Below are 19,406 nucleotides of genomic sequence, written 5' to 3' on the forward strand. Positions count from 1 at the left end.
TCAGGGCTGGTCGTCTGCCTTGGTGAGGCAGTGGGTGATCAGGGTCTTGAGGGTTTCTATGTAGCGGGTGGCTATCTGGGTGATGGTTTCGGTGGTGTGGAGGGCGGTGCTGTGGTTCCACTCGAAGACCAGGCTGCCTTCGCCGGACTGGGAGGCTTCGATCTGGAGCATGTGGGCTCTGGACTGGTCGCCGGAGAGGGTGGGGCCGCAGAGGTCGCCGGGGAGTTCGTCGGCGAGGAGGCCTACGGAGTCGTCTTCCACGGCGTCGAAGCCGCCCAGGTAGTTGTAGCTGACCACGGGGACGGGGAGGGTGCGGAAGGTGCTGATCCGGGGGTCGGCGGGGTCGGACAGGTAACGGAGGGCGCCGTAGCCCACGCCGCGGGTGGGGACGGTGCGGAGGTGGTCGCGGACGGTGGTGATCAGGTGGGCGGGGTCGGCCGCCGTGGTCAGGGAGACGGGGTAGACCGAGGTGAACCAGCCGACGGTGCGGGTCAGGTCGAGGTCGCCGGCGATGTCCTCGCGGCCGTGGTTCTCCAGGTCGAGGGTCACCTTGTCGTGGCCTGACCATTCGGCGAGGGTACGCGCGAAGGCCGCGAGGAGGAGTTCCACGGTCTGGGTGCCGTAGGCGCGGTTGGCGCGGGTGAGCAGGGCCGAGGTGGACCCGGGGTCGAGCTCGACCTCGACGACGTCGGTGGTGGCCTCGGTGTTGCCGCCGCCGGGGACGTCGACCGGCAGGGTGAAGCCGGTGTCGAGCTGTTCGGTCCAGTACGGGAGTTCCGCCTTGACCTGGGGAGACTCGGCGTACTCGGTGAGCGCCTCGCCCCACCGCTGGAACGAGGTGGTCTTGGGTGCCAGGGCACCCTCGGCCGTGCCGGTGGCGGCGATGGCCTGGTACGCCAGGTCCAGGTCCTCCAGCAGGACGTTCCACGACACCATGTCCATGACCAGGTGGTGCGCGACGATGCCGAGCCAGGCGGGTTCGTCGCCCCGGTCGAAGTACACGGCCTGGACGACGGGGCCCTCGGCGAGGCTGAGGGAGGTCTGGGCGGCGGTCATCCGCTCGCTGACCAGGTCCTCCAGCCGCGCACGGTCGAGGCCGGCGGCGTCGTAGACCGAGTACACCGCGGCGTCCTCGTGCGGGGCGTTGTGCTGCGACCAGACCCCGCTCTCGGGGTCGCGGGTGAAGCGCATCCGCAGGGCATCGTGGTGGTCCAGCAGGGTGGCGAACGTCGCCTCCAGGGCACGCGAGTCGGTGCCGGGGGCGAGCTCGAACAGGCCGGACCAGTTCCAGTGGTCCCGTTCGGCGATGTCGTGCCCGGCCCACCAGTGCTGGATCGGGGTGAGCGGCACCGGCCCGGAGACCTGTCCCTGCTCGGCCTCGACCGCGGACGCGCCGCGTTCCACCACGGGAGCGAGCTCGCCGATGGTCTGGTGGGTGAAGATGTCGGCGACCTTCAGCTTCAGCCCGGCGGCCTTGGCCTTGGCCACGATCTGCAGGCTGAGGATGGAGTCGCCGCCCATCTCGAAGAAGTTGTCGGTGAGGCCGATCCGCTCGAGGCCGAGCACCTGCGCCCAGACCTCGGCGAGCGCCACCTCGACCTCGGTGACCGGCGGGACGTACTCGGCGGCCTGCTCCAGCGTCCAGTCGGGTTCGGGCAGCGCCCGGCGGTCGACCTTGCCGTTGGGGGTGACCGGGATGGCGGCGATCGGCATGACGAGCGCGGGCACCATGTACTCGGGCAGCTTGCGCCGCATGTACCCGAGCACGTCGGCCTCGCCGTCGCCCTCCTCGTACACCACGTAGCCGACGAGGCGCTTGCCGGACGCGCCGTCCTCGCGGGCGACGACCACCGAGTCGCGCACCCTCGGGTGGCCATTCAGCGCGGCCTCGACCTCGGCGAGCTCGATGCGGAACCCGCGGATCTTGACCTGGTCGTCCACGCGGCCGAGGAACTCCAGCATGCCGTCGGCCCGCCAGCGCACCCGGTCGCCGGTGCGGTACAGCCGGTCGCCCGGCACCCCGGACACGACGTCCGCGACGAACCGCTCGGCGGTGAGGTCGGGCCGCCCGACGTAGCCGCGGGCCACGCCGGCGCCGCCGACGAACAGCTCGCCCGCCACGCCGACCGGTACGACGTTCATCCATTCGTCGAGCACGTAGACCCGGCGCCCGGACAGCGGGCCGCCGATGGACACGACGCCCTCGCCGTCCGGCAGGCCCACGTTGATGTCGTACATCGTGCAGGCGATGGTGGTCTCGGTCGGGCCGTACGCGTTGATGATCTTCAGGTCGGGCAGCAGCGACTTGACCTTGCGGCAGTGGGCCACCGACAGCGCGTCGCCGCCGCACAGCACCATCCGCAGGCCGGACAGCACCTCGGGGGCCGTCTCCGCGACCTGGTGGAACAGGCCCGAGGTGACCACCGAGACGGTGACCTTGTTCTCCCACAGGATGCCGACCAGGTCGAGCCGGGCCATCTGGTCCGCCGAGGCGATGGCCAGCGTCGCGCCGTTCACCAGGGCGCCCCAGATCTCGAACGTCGAGGCGTCGAAGGAGATCGGCACGATGTGGGACAGCACGTCGTCCGGCTGGACCACCACGATCGGGTCGCGGCAGATCCGCGCCACGGCTTCGTGGGTGACCTCGACGCCCTTCGGCAGGCCGGAGGACCCGGAGGTGTACATCGCGTACAGCAGGTCGTCCGGCTCGGCGAACCACCGGGCCGTCGCGGTGTCGGCGTCACCCTCCTGGACGTCGCCGAGGGTCAGCACGCGGCGCACCGCGTCCGTCAGTCCCTCGGGCCAGCCCACGTTGGTGATGACGGTGCCGATGCCCGAGTTGCTCACCATGTAGGAGAGACGGGAGTCCGGCTGCGACGGGTCGAGCGGCACGTAGACCGCGCCGGCCTGCGTGACGCCCATCATGGCGACGATGTACTCGATGCCGCGCTCGAAGTGCAGGCCGACCTTGTCCAGCGCGCCGACGCCGCTGCGGCGCAGCATGCCGGCGACCTCACCGGCCCTGCGGTCCAGCTCCGCGTAGGTGATCTCCCGGCCCGCGGACACCACCGCGACCTTGTCCGGGTAGAGCCGGACCTGCTCCTGGAACATTTCCGGCAGCGTCGCCCGCGGCACCTTCGCGGTCGCGGTCTCGTTCCACGCCACCAGCATCCGCCGCTGCTCGTCCCTGGACTGCAGAGGCACGTCCCGCACGAGGATCTCGGGGTTCTCCGCGACCACCGACAACACCCGCAGGTACTGGTCGAACAGCCGCACGATGGTGGCCTTGTCGAACGCCGAGGTGGAGAACTCCACCGCGAACGCGAGCTGCTCCTCCATGTCCACCGAGAACATCAGCGGGTAGCGGCCCTGCTCGAACATCAGCAGCGCGTCGAAGCCCTCGGCGTCCGCGGCCGACATGTCCTGCTGTCCCTCGATCTCCGAGCCCTCCACGGGGAGGTTCTGGAACGCGAGGATGCTGTCGAACAGCGAAGCCCCGCGCGGGATCGGCGAGTACCGCTGGATGTCGAGCAGCGGGCTGTACTCGAACCGCTGCACCGCGAGCTGGTTGTCCTGCAGGCGGCGCAGCCACTCGATGAACGGCACGTCCCCCGGGACGTTCGCGCGCAGCGGCAGCGTGTTGATGAACAGGCCGACGATGGACTCCATGCCGGACAGCTCGGCGGGCCGCCCGGACACGGTGAGGCCGAACATCACGTCCGGCTCGCCGCTGTAGCGGGACAGCAGCAGCGCCCACCCGGCCTGCACCACGGTGCCGACGGTGACCCGGGCGCGCCGGGCCAGCCGCTCCAGCGCGGCGGTGGTCTCGGCGGACAGGTCCACGATGTGGTAGTCCGTGCCCCAGTGCTCGGCGACCTGGCGGTCCACCGGCAGCGGCGTCGGCGCCTCGAACCCGGCGAGGTACTCCCGCCAGAACCGCTCGGCCTCGGCCGGGTCGCGGTCACGCAGCCAGGCGATGAAGTCCCGGTACGGCCGCACGTCGGGCAGCGCCGCCGGCTCGCCCTGGCGCAGCGCCTCGTACGCCTGCGACACCTCGTCCATGACGATGGACACGCTCCAGCCGTCCATGACGACGTGGTGGAACGTCCACACCATCCAGTACCGCTCGCCGCCGAGGTCCATCACGTAGACCCGCATCAGCGGCGCCGCGGTGACGTCGAACCCGCGGTCGCGGTCGGCGCGCAGCAGGTCCTCGAGGCGCCGCTGGTGCACGTCCGCGTCGTCGCTGTCGCTCCAGTCGAGCAGCTCGAACGGCACGGGCATCGCGGGGTGCACGACCTGCAGCGGCTCGGCGACGCCCTCCCAGACGAACCGGGTGCGAAGCACGGCGTGCCGCTCGACCACGGTGTCCCAGGCCCTGCGCATCGCGTCGGCGTCCATGCGCACGCCGCTGTACTCGCGCAGCTCCTGCGCCCAGTACACACCGGAGGCGTCCTCGGGGGCCTCCAGGGTGTGGAACAGCATGCCCTGCTGCACCGGGGTGAGCGGGTACATGTCGGAGATCGGCGCGGAGCCCGCGGCCACGGCGTCCAGCTCGTCCTGGCCGAGCCCGGCGAGCGGGAAGTCCGACGGGGTGTAGCCCCCGGCGCCCGGCGCCAGGCAGTGCTCGACCAGGCGCTCCACGGCCTCGACGTACCGGTCGGCGAGCCGCTGCACGGTCTCGGTGTGGTGCAGGTGGCCGGAGTAGTGCCAGTCGAACGCCACGCGGCCGTCGGCGGCGTCCACGACCTCGACGTGCAGGACGTGCGTGCGGAGCTGCCCCTCGGCGGTGGACGGCCCGGCCAGCGCGCCGGGCAGCTCGCGGGCGACGACGCCGGCGGGCTCGTGGCGGGCGGCGCGGGTGAACAGCACCTGCCGGTCGCCGGTGACGATCCGCCACGGGGCGGCGGCGCGCACCTGCTCCTTGACGGTCTTCAGCACGGCGCCCGGGTCGCCCGCGGACGCCCGCACCGGGAAGACCGACGGGAACCAGCCGACCGTGCGGGACAGGTCGATGCCGTCCGCCGCGGTGTCCCTGCCGTCGCCGGCGACGTCCACCGTGACCCCGGGGGCCCCGGTCCACGTGCCGAGCGCCTGCACCAGGGCGGCGACGAGCAGGTCGTCGTCGCGGGTCCGGTACGCCTGGTTGGCGCGGGTGCGCAGCGCGACGGCGACCTCGGCGTCCAGCCAGACGCGGACCGTGCGGGCCGAGTCCTCGGTGTTGGCCCCGGTGGAGTCCACCGGTACCGCGAACCCGGTGCTGACCTGGTCCGGGCCCTGCGGCTCCGGCAGGCTCCGCAGGTGCTCGGCCCACTGCTTGACCGAGGTGGTCTTGGCCGGCAGCGCGCCCTCGGCGGTGCCGACGGCGAGGATGCCCTGGTAAGCCCGGTCGAGGTCCTGGAGCAGCAGCCCCCACGAGGTCGCGTCGGCCACCAGGCGGTGCACCGTGACGCCGAGCCACGCGGGCTGGTCGCCCCGGTCGAAGCAGGCCACCCGCAGCAGCGGGCCTCCGGTCAGGCTGAGCGACCGCTGCAGGCGCGTCATCGTGGTGGTGACGAGGTCCTCAAGCGCGGCGCGGTCCAGCCCGGCGGCGTCCACCAGGGTGAACACCTCGGCGGGCTCGTCGGCGGCGTTGTGCTGCGTCCACTCCCCGAGCGCGGTGTCGTAGGCGAGCCGCAGGCGCAGGCCGTCGTGGTGCGCGACCACCGCCTCAAGGGCCCGGCCCACGAGGCGCGGGTCGGTGCCGGGGGTGAGCTCCAGCACGCCGGAGCGGTTCCAGTGGTCGCGCCCGGCGATCACCTGTGCGGCGAACCAGCGCTGCGCCGGGGTGAGCGGGACGGGCCCGGTGACGGTGCCCTGCTCGGCCAGCACGGCGGCCGGGGCGTCGCGCACGGCGGCGGCCAGCTCGCCGATGGTCTGGTGGGCGAAGACGTCGGCGACCTCCAGTTGGAGGCCGGCGGCGCGGGCGCGGGCGACGATCTGGAGGCTGAGGATGGAGTCGCCGCCGAGCTCGAAGAAGTTGTCGAGCGCGCCGACCCGCTCCACGCCGAGCACCTCGGACCAGATGGCGGCCAGGGCACGCTCGGCCTCGGTGCGCGGCGGCACGTACTCGACGATCGTGCCCACCAGGGCCGCGTCCGGCTCGGGCAGGGCCCGGCGGTCGATCTTGCCGTTGGCGGTCAGGGAGAAGGACTCCACGATCATGAAGACCGCGGGGACCATGTACTCCGGCAGCCTGCCGCGGACGAAGCTCCGCAGGTCGGCGACCTCAAGCTGCATGCCGGTCCTGGGGACGGCGTAGCCGATGAGGCGTTTGCCGAGGGTGGGTTCGTCGCGGGCGACCACCACGGCGTGCTGGACACCGGGATGCTCGGCCAGCACGTTCTCGATCTCGCCCGGCTCGATACGGAACCCGCGGATCTTCACCTGGTCGTCGGTACGCCCCAGGTACTCAAGGTTCCCGTCGGCGCGCCAGCGGGCCCGGTCACCGGTGCGGTACAACCGCTCCCCCGGACGGCCACTGACATGATCGGCGACGAACCGGGTCGAGGTGAGGTCCGCCCGGCCCAGGTAGCCGCGCGCCAGACCGGCACCGGCGACGTACATCTCGCCGGGCACACCGATCGGCGCCGGACGCAACCGCTCGTCCAGGACATACACCGCCAGATCCTCGATCGGCACACCGATCGGCGAACCACGCCAGGAACCCTGCACCACACTGTCGTCCACCACCAGGTACGACACATGCACCGTGGTCTCGGTGATGCCGTACATGTTGACCAGCGCCACGTCCGGATGCCGCTCACGCCAAGGAGCAAGGCGCGCCACCTCCAGCGCCTCACCACCGAAGATCACATACCGCAGCGCCAGGTCGGGGATGTCCTGCCGCTCGGCGTCGGCCGCGGTGAGCTGGTAGAACGCCGAAGGCGTCTGGTCCAGCACCGTCACCCGCTCATCGGCGAGCAACTGCAGCATCGCGGCCGGGGAACGGGAGGTCTCGAACGACACCACCACGACCTTGCCGCCCCACAGCAGCGCACCCCACAACTCCCACACCGAGAAGTCGAACGCCGCCGAGTGGAACATCGTCCACACATCATCGGGCCCGAACGAGAACCACTTCTGCGTGGAGGTCAACAGCCGGATCACGTTCGCGTGCTCGATCATCACCCCCTTGGGACGCCCCGTGGACCCCGAGGTGTAGATCACATACGCCACGTCCCGCCCCGACACCGCCACCCCCGGCGAAGACGAGGCGTACGAGGCGGACTGCTCCAGCAGTTCCTCGTTGACCGTGGTGACCGGCTCGGCGTCCTCCAGCATGAAGGTCACCCGGTCGGCCGGGTAGTCCGGCGGGATGGGCAGGTACCCGGCGCCGGACTTGACGACGCCGAGCAGCGCGACCACCAGGTCCACGGTGCGCGGCAGGGTGACCGCCACCAGACGGCCCGGCGCCGCGCCCCGCTCCACCAGCAGGTGCGCCAGGCGGTTGGCCCGCGCGTCCAGCTCCGCGTACGTCAACGGGCCACCGTCACCGCTGACGGCCACCGCCGACGGCGTCTCACGCACCCGGCGCTCGAAGACCGACACGATGGACTGGTCCGTGCCGGCGGGCTCGGGCACCGCGACCGGCGCGGTCAGCGTCGCGTGTTCCACCGGGTCGAGCACGTCCACGGCGTCGGGCAGCACGGCCGGGTCGGCGGCGACCTCGCCGAGCACCCGCTCCAGGTGCCCGAGCACCCGCTCCACCGTGGCCGCGTCCAGCACAGCGGTGGAGAACGCGATCTCCACACCGAGACGGTCCTCCAGGTCCACCATCACCGTCATCGGGTAGTGGCCCTGCTCGACGTTCTCCACCGGGGCCAGCAGGCCGCCCTCCTCGCCGGAGGGGTCGGTGCCCTCGTCGAAGGCCTCCTCGGGGTAGTTGCCGAACACGAGGATGCTGTCGAACAACGCGGTGCCGCGCGGCACGGCGCTGTACCGCTGGATGTCCACCAGCGGGGTGAACTCGTACCGCCGCAGGCCCACCTGGTTGTCCTGGAGCCGCTGCAGCCACTCGATGAACGGCACGTCACCCGGCACGTCCACCCGCATGGGCAGGGTGTTGATGAACAGGCCGACGATCGACTCCATGCCGGACAGCTCGGCCGGGCGGCCGGAGACCGTGAGGCCGAACGTCACGTCGCGGTCGCCGCTGTAGCGGGACAGCAGCAGTGCCCACGCGGCCTGCACCACGGTGCCGAGGGTGACCCGCGCCCGGCGGGACACGTCCACGAGGGCGGCGGTGACCTCCGGCGTGAGGTCGATCTTGCGGCGGTCCTGCGCCCAGTGCTCGCCGGCCTGCCGGTCGAGCGGCAGCGCGGTCGGGGCCTCGAACCCGGCGAGGTACTCCCGCCAGAACCGCTCCACCTCGGTGGCGTCGCGGCCCTGGAGCCAGGCGATGAAGTCCCGGTACGGCCGCACCGCGGGCAGGTCCGCCCGCTCGCCGCGGCGCAGGCCCTCATACACCAGGGACAGCTCGTCCATGACGATGGGCAGGCTCCACCCGTCGCACACGCCCTGGTACAGCGCCCAGATCAGCCAGTACCGGCCGTCTCCCCGGTCCACCAGGTACACCCGCATGAGCGGCGGGCGGGCCAGGTCGAAGCCGCGGTCGCGGTCCACCTGGAGCAGCCGCTCCAGCCGGGCCTCGCGTCCCGCGTCGTCGTCGTCCAGGCCGGACCAGTCGAGGAACTCGAACGGCGCCCGCAGGCCCTCGTGCACCACCTGCACCGGCTCGGCGACACCCTGCCAGACGAACCCGGTGCGCAGCGCGTCGTGCCGCTCCACCACGATGTCCCAGGCCTGGCGCATGATCTCCGGGTCCACCCGGTGCCCGCCGAGCTCGTACACGCCCTGCGCCCAGTAGACGCCCGCGCCGTCGGCGGGGGCTTCGAGGACGTGGAAGAGCATGCCCTGCTGCACGGGGGCCAGCGGGTAGACGTCGCCGATGCGGGCCATCTCGCCCTGGCCGGCGGAGGTGCCGGCGGCGAGCAGGTCCACGGAGGCCTGGTCGAGCCGGGCGAGCGGGAAGTCGGACGGGGTGTAGCCGCCAGCGCGCGGGGACAGGCAGTGCTCGACCAGCTCGCGCAGCGCCTGGAGGTACCCCTGGGCGACGCGCTCGATGGTCTCGGCGTGGTGCAGGTTGGCGCTGTAGTACCACTCGAAGACCATGCGGCCCTCGGCGGACTGCGACACCTCGATCTGCAGCACGTGGGAGCGGGTCTGCTCGTCGCCCTCGGTCGGGCCGGACAGGTCGCCGGACAGCTCGCGGGCGAGCAGGCCCACCGCGTCGTCCCCTGCGACGTCGGCGCCGCCGGTGTAGTTGAACAGCACCTGCGGGCCGGCGAGGCCGCGCAGCCGCCGCAGGGCCGCCGCGTCGCCGTCCCCTGGCTCGGTGAGGTGGCGCAGCGCGCCGTAGCCGACGCCGCGGCGCGGAGTGGCGCGCAGCTGCTCCTTGACGGACTTCAGCACGCCCACCGGGTCGTTCAGATCGGTGCCGGACAACGCCACCGGGAAGATCGAGGTGAACCAGCCGACCGTGCGGGACAGGTCCACCCCGTCCGCGACGGCCTCGCGGCCGTGGCTCTCCAGGTCGATGGTGACGGCGTTCGTGCCGGCCCAGCGGCCGAGGGCCTGGAGCAGGCCGGCGAGCAGCACGTCGTTGATCTGCGTGCGGTACGCCTTGTGCACCCGGGTGAGCAGCGCGGACGTCGTCTCGGCGTCCAGCTCGACCTGGACCGTGCGGCCCGAGGACTCGCTGTTGACGCCGGTGCCTTCCATGGGCACCTGGAAGCCGGAGTCGAGCTGGTCCATCCAGTAGTCCAGCTCGCCCCGCACGTCCTCGGAGGCGGCGAACGCCTGGAGCTGCTCGGCCCACTGGCGGAACGAGGTCGTCTTCGGCGCGAGCGCGCCGTCCGGCGTGCCGCCGCGGGCCAGCACCTCGTACATCTGGTGCAGGTCCTCCAGCAGGATGTTCCACGACACCCCGTCCATCACCAGGTGGTGGACGGTGACACCCAGCCAGGACGGCTCGTCGCCGCGGTCGAAGTACGCGACCCGCAGCAGTGGCCCCTCGGCGAGGCTCAGCGACCGCTGGAACAGGCTCATCCAGTCGGTGACCAGGTCTTCGAGGCGCCGCGTCGCGAGCCCGGCGGCCTCGATCACCGAGAAGATGTCGGCGGTCTCGTCGGCGGCGTTGTGCTGCGTCCAGGTGTTGTCGTCGGCGTCGTAGGCGAACCGGATCCGCAGCGCGTCGTGGTGCGCCACGAGGGCGCTGACCGCGCGGGACAGCACGGCCGGGTCCACGCCGGGGGCCAGCTCGAAGACGCCGGACCAGTTCCAGTGGTCGCGGTCGGCGATGTCCTGCCGGGTGAACCAGTGCTGGATCGGGGTGAGCGGCACCGGCCCGGTGACCGTGCCCTGTTCCGCCAGCATCACGGCGGGCGCCTGACGGACGGCGGCGGCCAGGGCCCCGATGCTCTGGCGGGCGAACACGTCCGCGACGTCGAGCTGGAGGCCGGCCGCGCGGGCCCGCGCCACAATCTGCAGGCTGAGGATCGAGTCGCCGCCGAGCTCGAAGAAGTTGTCCTGCACGCCGACGCGCTCCACACCGAGCACCTGCGACCAGATGCCGGCCAGGATCAGCTCCGGCTCGGTGCGCGGCGGCACGTACTCGACCCCCGCGATCACGGTGGCGACGTCCGGCTCGGGCAGCGCGCGGCGGTCCACCTTGCCGTTCGCGGTGAGCGGGAACGCGTCCACGGCCATCAGCACGGCCGGGACCATGTACTCGGGCAGCCGGGCCCGCAGGAAGGCCCGCAGCTCGGCGACGTCGGCCGTGGCGCCAGGCTCGGCGACGACGTACCCGATGAGGCGCTTGCCGTTCGGGCCGTCGTCCCTGGCCACGACCGCGGCCTCCTGCACGGAGGGGTGCTCGGCCAGCACGTTCTCGATCTCACCGGGCTCGATGCGGAAGCCACGGATCTTGACCTGCTCGTCGGTACGGCCCAGGAACTCCAGCATCCCGTCGGCCCGCCACCGCACCCGGTCACCGGTGCGGTACAGCCGCTCCCCCGGGATGCCGCTGAGGTGGTCCGCGACGAACCGCTCGGACGTCAGGCCGGCCCGGCCGACGTACCCGCGGGCCACGCCGACCCCGCCGATCAGCAGCTCGCCGGCCACCCCGGCGGGCACCACCTTGAGCCAGGGGTCGGTCACGTAGACCCGCACCCCGGCCAGCGGACGGCCCACCGGCACCATCAGCCCGGCGGCGTCCACCTTCACCGCACCGGCCTCCGGGACCAGCGGCATGAGCAGCGAGTCGATGGCGGCCTCGGTGACGCCGTAGACGTTCGCGGGGATCGCGGACGGCGCCACGTCGCCGACCGCCGACACCAGCGCCTCATGACGCCAGATGTCGGTACCGGAGATCACCAGGCGCAGTTTCTCCAGCCCGCCCGACTCACGGCAGTACCCGGCCAGCTCGCGCAGCAGCGATCCGGGGACGATCTCCGCGATCTCCACCTCGTGCCCGGCCAGCACCTGGTGCAGCTCCGCCACCGACACGAAGTCGCTCTGCGGGGTGAACACCACCGCCTTGCCGAAGCACACCGCCCTGACGATGTCGCCGACGGACACGTCGAACCCGGCGCCGGCCATCGACAACATCGACCCGGGGCCGCCGAGCCGGTCGAACACCTCGCCCCACCCGGCGACGTAGCCGCTGAGCCCGCGGTGCGAGATCCCGACCCCCTTCGGACGCCCGGTGGAGCCCGAGGTGAAGCACACGTACGCGAGCCTGTTCGGCGAGACCGGGATCTCGACGGGGACGGCGTCCGGCGGTGGCGCGCCGACGCGGTCCACCATCAGCACGGCGCCGTCGAACGCGGGCAGTTCGCCGGTCAGCCCGGTGTGGCTCACCAGCACCCGGGCGCCGCACTCCTCCAGCATGAACGCGAGGCGGTCCACCGGCTGGCCCACGTTCAGCGGCACGTACACGCCACCGGCCCTGAGCACCGCCATGAACGCCACCACCAGGTCGACGCCGCGGCCCAGCAGCACACCGACGGGCACCTCGGCCGTGACGCCGGAGGCGCGCAGCCACCCGGCGAGCGCCTCGGCGCGGGCGTCCAGCTCGGCGAACGTCAGCCGCGCCTCGCCGCACGCCACCGCGACCGCGTCAGGCGTGCGCCGCGCCCAGCTCCGCACCAGCTCGTGCGCCGGCACGAGCGCCTCGTCGGCGACCGGCACCGAGCGCGCCCACTGGGCGACCAGCGCCTCCCGTTCGCCGGGGAGCACGATGTCGATGTCGCGCACCAGCACCGAGGGGTCGGCCGAGACGGTGCCGAGCACCTGGGCGAAGCGGTCGAGCAGCCGGTCGATCGTGGCGCCGTCGAACGCGGCCGTGGAGAACTCGACCTCCATCTCCAGGCGGGTGCGCAGGTCCACCGCGAACGTCAGCGGGTAGTTGCCCTGCTCGAACGACTCGATGGACGCGAACGCGTCGCCGTCGTCCTCGCCGGCGGCCGCCTCGGCGTTGTCGGAGACCGCCTCCTCCGGGTAGTTGCCGAAGACCATGATGCTGTTGAACAGCGACGAGCCGCGCGGCACCGCCGAGTACCGCTGGATGTCGGACAGCGGGGTGTACTCGTAGCGCTGCACCTCGACCTGGTTGTCCTGGAGCCGCTGCAGCCACTCGGCGAACGGCACGTCGTCGGGCACGTCCATGCGCATGGGCAGGGTGTTGATGAACAGGCCGACGATCGACTCCATGCCGGCCAGCTCGGCGGGGCGGCCCGACACGGTGAGGCCGAACATCACGTCGGACTCGCCGCTGAAGCGCGACAACATGAGCCCCCACGCGGCCTGCACCACCGTGCCGAGGGTCACCCGGGCGCGGCGGGACAGCTCGACCAGCCCGGACGTCACCTCGACGGGCAGTTCCACGCGCCGCTTGTCCTGGGCCCAGTGGTCGGCGGCCTGCCGGTCCACCGGCAGCGGGGTCGGCGCCTCGAAGCCGGCGAGGTAGCGGCGCCAGAACTCCTCGGCCTCGCCGGGCCGCCGGTCCTGGAGCCATTCGATGAAGTCCCGGTACGGCCGCACCGCGGGCAGGTCCGCCCGCTCGCCGCCGCGCAGGCCCTCGTAGACGAGGAACACCTCGTCCATGACGAGAGGCAGGCTCCACCCGTCGCAGATGCCCTGGTACAGCGCCCAGATCATCCAGTAGCGCTCGGCGCCGCGGTCGATCAGGTAGACGCGGGTCAGCGGCGGCCGGGCGAGGTCGAAGCCGCGCTCGCGGTCGGCCTGGAGCAGCTCCTCCAGGCGGGCCCGCTGCTCGGCCTCGTCGGTGGTGTCCGACCAGTCGAGCGCCTCGAACGGCACGCCGACGCCGTCGTGCACCACCTGCACCGGCTCGGGCACCCCCTGCCAGACGAACCCGGTGCGCAGCGCGTCGTGCCGCTCCAGCACGGTGTCCCACGCCCGCCGCAGCACGGCGGGGTCCACCCGGTGCCCGGCCAGCTCGTAGAGGCCCTGCGCCCAGTAGACGCCGACGCCGTCGTCGGAGCCCTCCAGGACGTGGAAGAGCATGCCCTGCTGCACGGGGGCCAGCGGGTAGACGTCGCCGACGCGCACGACCTGCCCGGTGAGCGCGTGCTCGGCGGAGGTGCCGGCGGCGAGCATGTCCACCGCGGCCTGGTCGAGCCGCGCCAGCGGGAAGTCCGACGGGGTGTAGCCGCCGGCCTCCGGGGACAGGCAGTGCTCGACCAGCTCGCGCAGCGCGTCGGCGTACGCCTGGGCGACGCGTTCGATGGTCGTGGTGTCGTGCAGGTTGGCGCTGTAGTACCACTCGAAGGCCATGCGGCCCTCGGGGGTCTGGAACGCCTCGATCTGCAGCACGTGCGACCGGGACTGCTCCTCGCCCTCGGTGGGGCCGCAGAGGTCGCCGGACAGCTCGCGGGCGAGCAGGCCCACGGACTCGTCGCCCGCGACGTCGGCGCCGCCGGTGTAGTTGAACAGCACCCGCGGGCCGGGCAGGCCGCGCAGCCGCCGCAGGGTCCCGGCGAAGGACGGGTCGGTGCCCGCGTCGGCGTCGGTGAGGTAACGCAGCGCGCCGTAGCCGACGCCGCGGCGCGGGGTGCGGCGCAGTTGCTCCTTCACGGACTTCAGCACGCCGCCGAGGTCGTCGAGGTCCGGGCTGGACAGGGCGACCGGGAAGATCGAGGTGAACCAGCCGACGGTGCGGGACAGGTCCACGCCGTCGGCGATCGCCTCACGTCCGTGGCTCTCCAGGTCGATGGCCACCGCGTCGCTCCCGGCCCACCGGCCGAGTGCCCGCAGCAGGCCGGCGAGCAGCACGTCGTTGATCTGCGTGCGGTACGCCTTGTGCACCCGGGTGAGCAGCGCGGACGTCGTCCCGGCGTCCAGTTCCACGCGGACCGTGCGGCCCGACTCCTCGCTGTTGACCCCGGAGCCCTCCACGGGCACCTGGGCCGCGGACTCGAGCTGCTCCAGCCAGTAGCCCGCCTCGGCACGCACGCCCGGGGAGGCCGCGAAGTCCCGCAGCTCCTCCGCCCACTGCTGGAACGAGGTGGTCTTCGGCCCGAGCGCGTCCTGCGGGCGCCCGCCGCGGGCCAGCACCTCGTACACCCGGTGCAGGTCCTCCAGCAGGATGTTCCACGAAACGCCGTCCATCACCAGGTGGTGCGCGGTGATCCCGAGCCGGCCCGGCTCGCCGCCGCGCTCGAACAGCGCGACCCGCAGCAGCGGCCCGTCGGCCAGGGAGAGCGACCGCTGGAGCGCCGTCATGCGCGTGGTGACCAGCTCGTCCAGGTCGTCCCGCGCCAGCCCGGCGGCGTCCACGACGTGGAACACCTCGGCGGGCTCGGCGGCGGCGTTGTGCTGGGTCCACTCGTCGAGCGTGGCGTCGTAGGCGAAGCGGACGCGCAGCGCGTCGTGGTGCGCGACGAGGGCGTCCACGGCGCGGGCCAGCAGGCCCGCGTCGGTGCCGGGGGCCAGCTCGAACATGCCGGACCAGTTCCAGTGGTCGCGGTCGGCGATGTCCTGCCGGGTGAACCAGTGCTGGATCGGGGTGAGCGGGACGGGCCCGGTCACGGTCCCCTGCTCGGCCAGCACGACCGCGGGGGCCTCGCGCACGGCGGCGGCCAGCGCCTCGATGCTCTGCCGCGCGAACACGTCGGCCACGTCGAGCTGGAGGCCCGCCACGCGGGCCCGCGCCACGATCTGCAGGCTCAGGATGGAGTCGCCGCCGAGCTCGAAGAAGTTGTCCTGCACGCCGACCCGCTCGACGCCGAGCACCTGCGACCAGATGCCGGCGAGGACGGTCTCGGCGTGGGTGCGCGGCGGCACGTACTCCACCGCGGCGGCCACCGCGGCGACGTCCGGCTCGGGCAGCGCCCGCCGGTCCACCTTGCCGTTGGCGGTGAGGGTGAACGCCTCGACCACCATGAGGACCGCCGGCACCATGTACTCCGGCAGGCGGGCCCGCAGGAACACGCGCAGTTCGGCGACGTCCACCGCGGCGCCGGACTCGGGCACGACGTAGCCGACCAGGCGCTTGCCGTTCGGGCCGTCGTCCCTGGCCACGACCGCGGCCTCCTGCACGGAGGGGTGCTCGGCCAGCACGTTCTCGATCTCACCGGGCTCGATGCGGAACCCGCGGATCTTGACCTGCTCGTCGGTACGGCCCAGGAACTCCAGCATGCCGTCCGCCCGCCACCGCACCCGGTCACCGGTGCGGTACAGCCGCTGCCCGGGGATGCCGCTGAGGTGGTCGGCGACGAACCGCTCGGCGGTGAGCCTGGCCCGGCCGACGTACCCGCGGGCCACGCCGACACCGCCGACCATCAGCTCGCCGGCCACCCCGGCGGGCACCACCTTGAGCCAGGGGTCGACCACGTAGACCCGCACCCCGGCCAGCGGGCGCCCGACCGGCACCATCGAACCCGCGGGGTCCACCTCCGCGGCCCCCGGGAGCAGCGCGGGCAGCTTGCCGGACACCAGCGGCATGAGCAGCGAGTCGATCGCGGCCTCGGTGACGCCGTAGACGTTCGCCGGGATCGCGGTCGGCGCGACGTCGCCGACGGCGCTCACCAGCGCCTCGTACCGCCAGATGTCGGTACCGGAGATCACCAGCCGGAGCCTTTCGAGCCCGGCCGACTCGCGGCAGTACCCGGCCAGCTCACGCAGCAGCGAACCGGGGACGATCTCCGCGATCTCCACCTCGTGCTCGGCCAGCACCCGGTGCAGCTCGGGCACCGACACGAAGTCGCTCTGCGGGGTGAACACCACCGCCTTGCCGAAGCACACCGCCCGCACGATGTCGCCGACGGACACGTCGAACCCGGCACCGGCCATCGACAACATCGACCCCGGGCCGCCGAACCCGCCGAACACCTCGCCCCACCCGGCGACGTACCCGGCCAGACCGCGGTGCGTGACCCCCACGCCCTTGGGCCGGCCGGTCGAGCCGGAGGTGAACGCCATGTACGCCAGCCCGTCCAGGTCGGCCTCGGCCTCCACCGGGCCGCCGTCGGCCGGCGCCTCCTCGTCGAGGCGGTCGGCCATCAGCACCGGGCCGTCGAACGGCGGCAGGTCCCCGGCCAGCCCGGTGCCGCTGACCAGCACCCGGGCGCCGCACTCCTCCAGCATGAACGCCAGGCGGTCCACCGGCTGACCCACGTTCAGCGGCACGTACACGCCACCGGCCCTGAGCACCGCCATGAACGCCACCACCAGGTCCACGCCGCGGCCCAGCACCACGCCGACGGGCACCTCGGAGGTGACGCCGGAGGCGCGCAGCCACCGGGCGAGGGCCTCGGCGCGGGCGTCCAGCTCGGCGAACGTCAGGCGGTCGTCCCCGCACGCCACGGCGAGCTCACCGGGGACGCGCCGGGCCTGGCGGCGCACCAGTTCGTGCGCGGGCACCAGCGCCTCGTCGGCGAGCGCGACCGTGCGGGACCACGGGCCGGTGAGGCGCTCACGCTCGCCGGGCAGCACGATGTCGATGTCACGGGGCAGCACGGTGGCGTCGGCGGCCACCAGGCGGAGCGCGGCGGCGAAGCGGTCGAGCAGCCGGTCGACGGTCGTGCCGTCGAAGGCGGCGGTGGAGAACTCGACCTCCAGCGACAGCCGGTCGACGAGGTCCACCGCGAAGGTCAGGGGGTAGTTGCCCTGCTCCAGCGACTCGGTCGGCAGGAACCCGGGGTCGTCGGCCGGTGCGGTGTCCAGGTCGGCCGGCAGCTCCTCCTGCGGGTAGTTGCCGAACACCATGATGCTGTTGAACAGCGACGAACCCCGGGGCACCTCGGAGTACCGCTGGATGTCCACCAGCGGGGTGTACTCGTAGCGCTGCACCGCGACCTGGTTGTCCTGGAGGCGGCGCAGCCAGTCGATGAACGGCACGTCCGCCGGGACGTCCACCCGCATGGGCAGCGTGTTGATGAACAGGCCGACGATCGACTCCATGCCGGCCAGCTCGGCGGGACGGCCCGACACGGTGAGGCCGAACATGACGTCACGCTCGCCGCTGTGGCGGGACAGCAGCAGCGCCCAGACGGCCTGCACGACGGTGCCGAGGGTGACGCGGGCGCGGCGGGACAGCTCGGTGAGCGCCGCCGTCTCGTCCTGCGACAACACCACCTGACGTTTGTCCTGCGCCCAGTGGTCGGTGGCCTGCCGGTCCACCGGCAGCGGCGTCGGGGCCTCGAACCCGGCGAGGTACTCCCGCCAGAAGCGCTCCACCTCGGCGGTGTCGCCGCGGCGCAGCCACTCGATGAAGTCGCGGTACGGCCGCACCGCGGGCAGCGCGGCCGGGGTGCCCTGGCGCAGGCCCTCGTAGACCTGCGAGACGTCCTCCATGACGACGGGCAGGCTCCACCCGTCGCAGATGCCCTGGTACAGCGCCCAGATCATCCAGTACCGGTCGTCGCCGCGGTCGATGAGGTAGACCCGCATGAGCGGCGGGCGGGCCAGGTCGAAGCCCTGCTCCCGGTCGCGGTGCAGCAGGCCCTCCAGCAGGGTCTGCCGCTGGCGGTCGTCCGTGGCGGCGGACCAGTCGATGAACTCGAACGGCACGCGCAGGCCCTCGTGCACGACCTGCACCGGCTCCGGCACGCCCTGCCAGACGAACCCGGTGCGCAGCGCGGTGTGCCGCTCCAGCACGGTGTCCCAGGCCTGACGCATGACCTCCGGGTCCACCCGGTGGCCGCCGACCTCGTAGATGCCCTGCGCCCAGTAGACGCCGGCGCCGCCGGCGGGGGCTTCCAGGACGTGGAAGAGCATGCCCTGCTGCACGGGGGCCAGCCGGTAGACGTCCGCGACGCGGGCGGAGCCGGCCGACGCGGTGAGCAGGTCCACCGCGGCCTGGTCCAGGGTGGCCAGGGGGAAGTCCGACGGGGTGTGGCCGCCGGCCTCGGGCGACAGGCAGTGCTCGATCAGCTCGCGCAGCGCTTCGACGTGCTCGCGTGCCACCCGCTCGACGGTCACGGCGTCGTGCAGCTCAGGGCTGTAGTACCACTCGAAGGCCATGCGGCCCTCGGCGGTCTGGAACGCCTCGATCTGCAGCAGGTGGGAGCCGGTCTCGCCGGTGGGCCCGGCCAGCTCGGCGGGCAGCTCGCGGGCCACCAGGCCGACGGACTCGTCCCCGGCGACGTCGGCGCCGCCGATGTAGTTGAACAGCACCTGCGGGCCCGCGAGGCTCCGCAGCCGCCGCAGCGCGGCCGCGTCCCCCGGCTCGGGCTCGGTGAGGTGGCGCAGGGCGCCGTAGCCGACGCCGCGGCGCGGGGTGGCGCGCAGTTGCTCCTTGACGGACTTCAGCACGCCGGCCGGGTCGGACAGGTCGGCGCTGGAGAGGGCCACCGGGAAGATCGAGGTGAACCAGCCGACGGTGCGGGACAGGTCCACGCCATCGGTGACCGCCTCGCGGCCGTGGCTCTCCAGGTCGATGGTCACGCGGCGCGTGCCGGCCCAGCGGCCGAGGGCCTGGAGCAGGCCGGCGAGCAGCACGTCGTTGATCTGCGTGCGGTACGCCTTGTGCACCCGGGTGAGCAGCGCGGAGGTGGCCTCGGCGTCCAGCTCCATGCGGACGATCCGGACGGAGTCCCCGTCGAACGTCCCGGCCCGGTCCACGGGGACCTCGAAGCCGGAGTCGAGCTGCTCAAGCCAGTAGCCGAGCTCGTCGCGGGCGTCCCGCGACGCGGCGAACGTCCGCAGCTCACCGGCCCACTGCTGGTACGACGTGGTCTTCGGGGCGAGCGCGCCCTTGGCGGAGCCCTGGGTGCGGATCGCCCGGTAGGCGAGGTCCAGGTCCTCGAGCAGGATGTTCCAGGAGACGCCGTCCATCGCCA

General features: G+C 72.8%; 1 protein-coding gene (running past one end of the window). It reads right to left on the reverse strand.

What is annotated here, in order from left to right; genetic code table 11:
• On the reverse strand, positions 1-19,406 hold the 3' portion of the coding sequence (locus tag ABGB17_RS18380) for a non-ribosomal peptide synthase/polyketide synthase (protein ID WP_347631024.1). It continues 8,362 nt past the right edge of the window; 19,406 of the gene's 27,768 nt are visible here — the last part of the coding sequence; the start codon falls outside the window, past its right edge; its stop codon occupies positions 1-3.

Origin of the sequence: Sphaerisporangium sp. B11E5, assembly GCF_039871875.1 — a bacterium.
In the GTDB taxonomy this organism is placed as follows: Bacteria; Actinomycetota; Actinomycetes; order Streptosporangiales; family Streptosporangiaceae; genus Sphaerisporangium.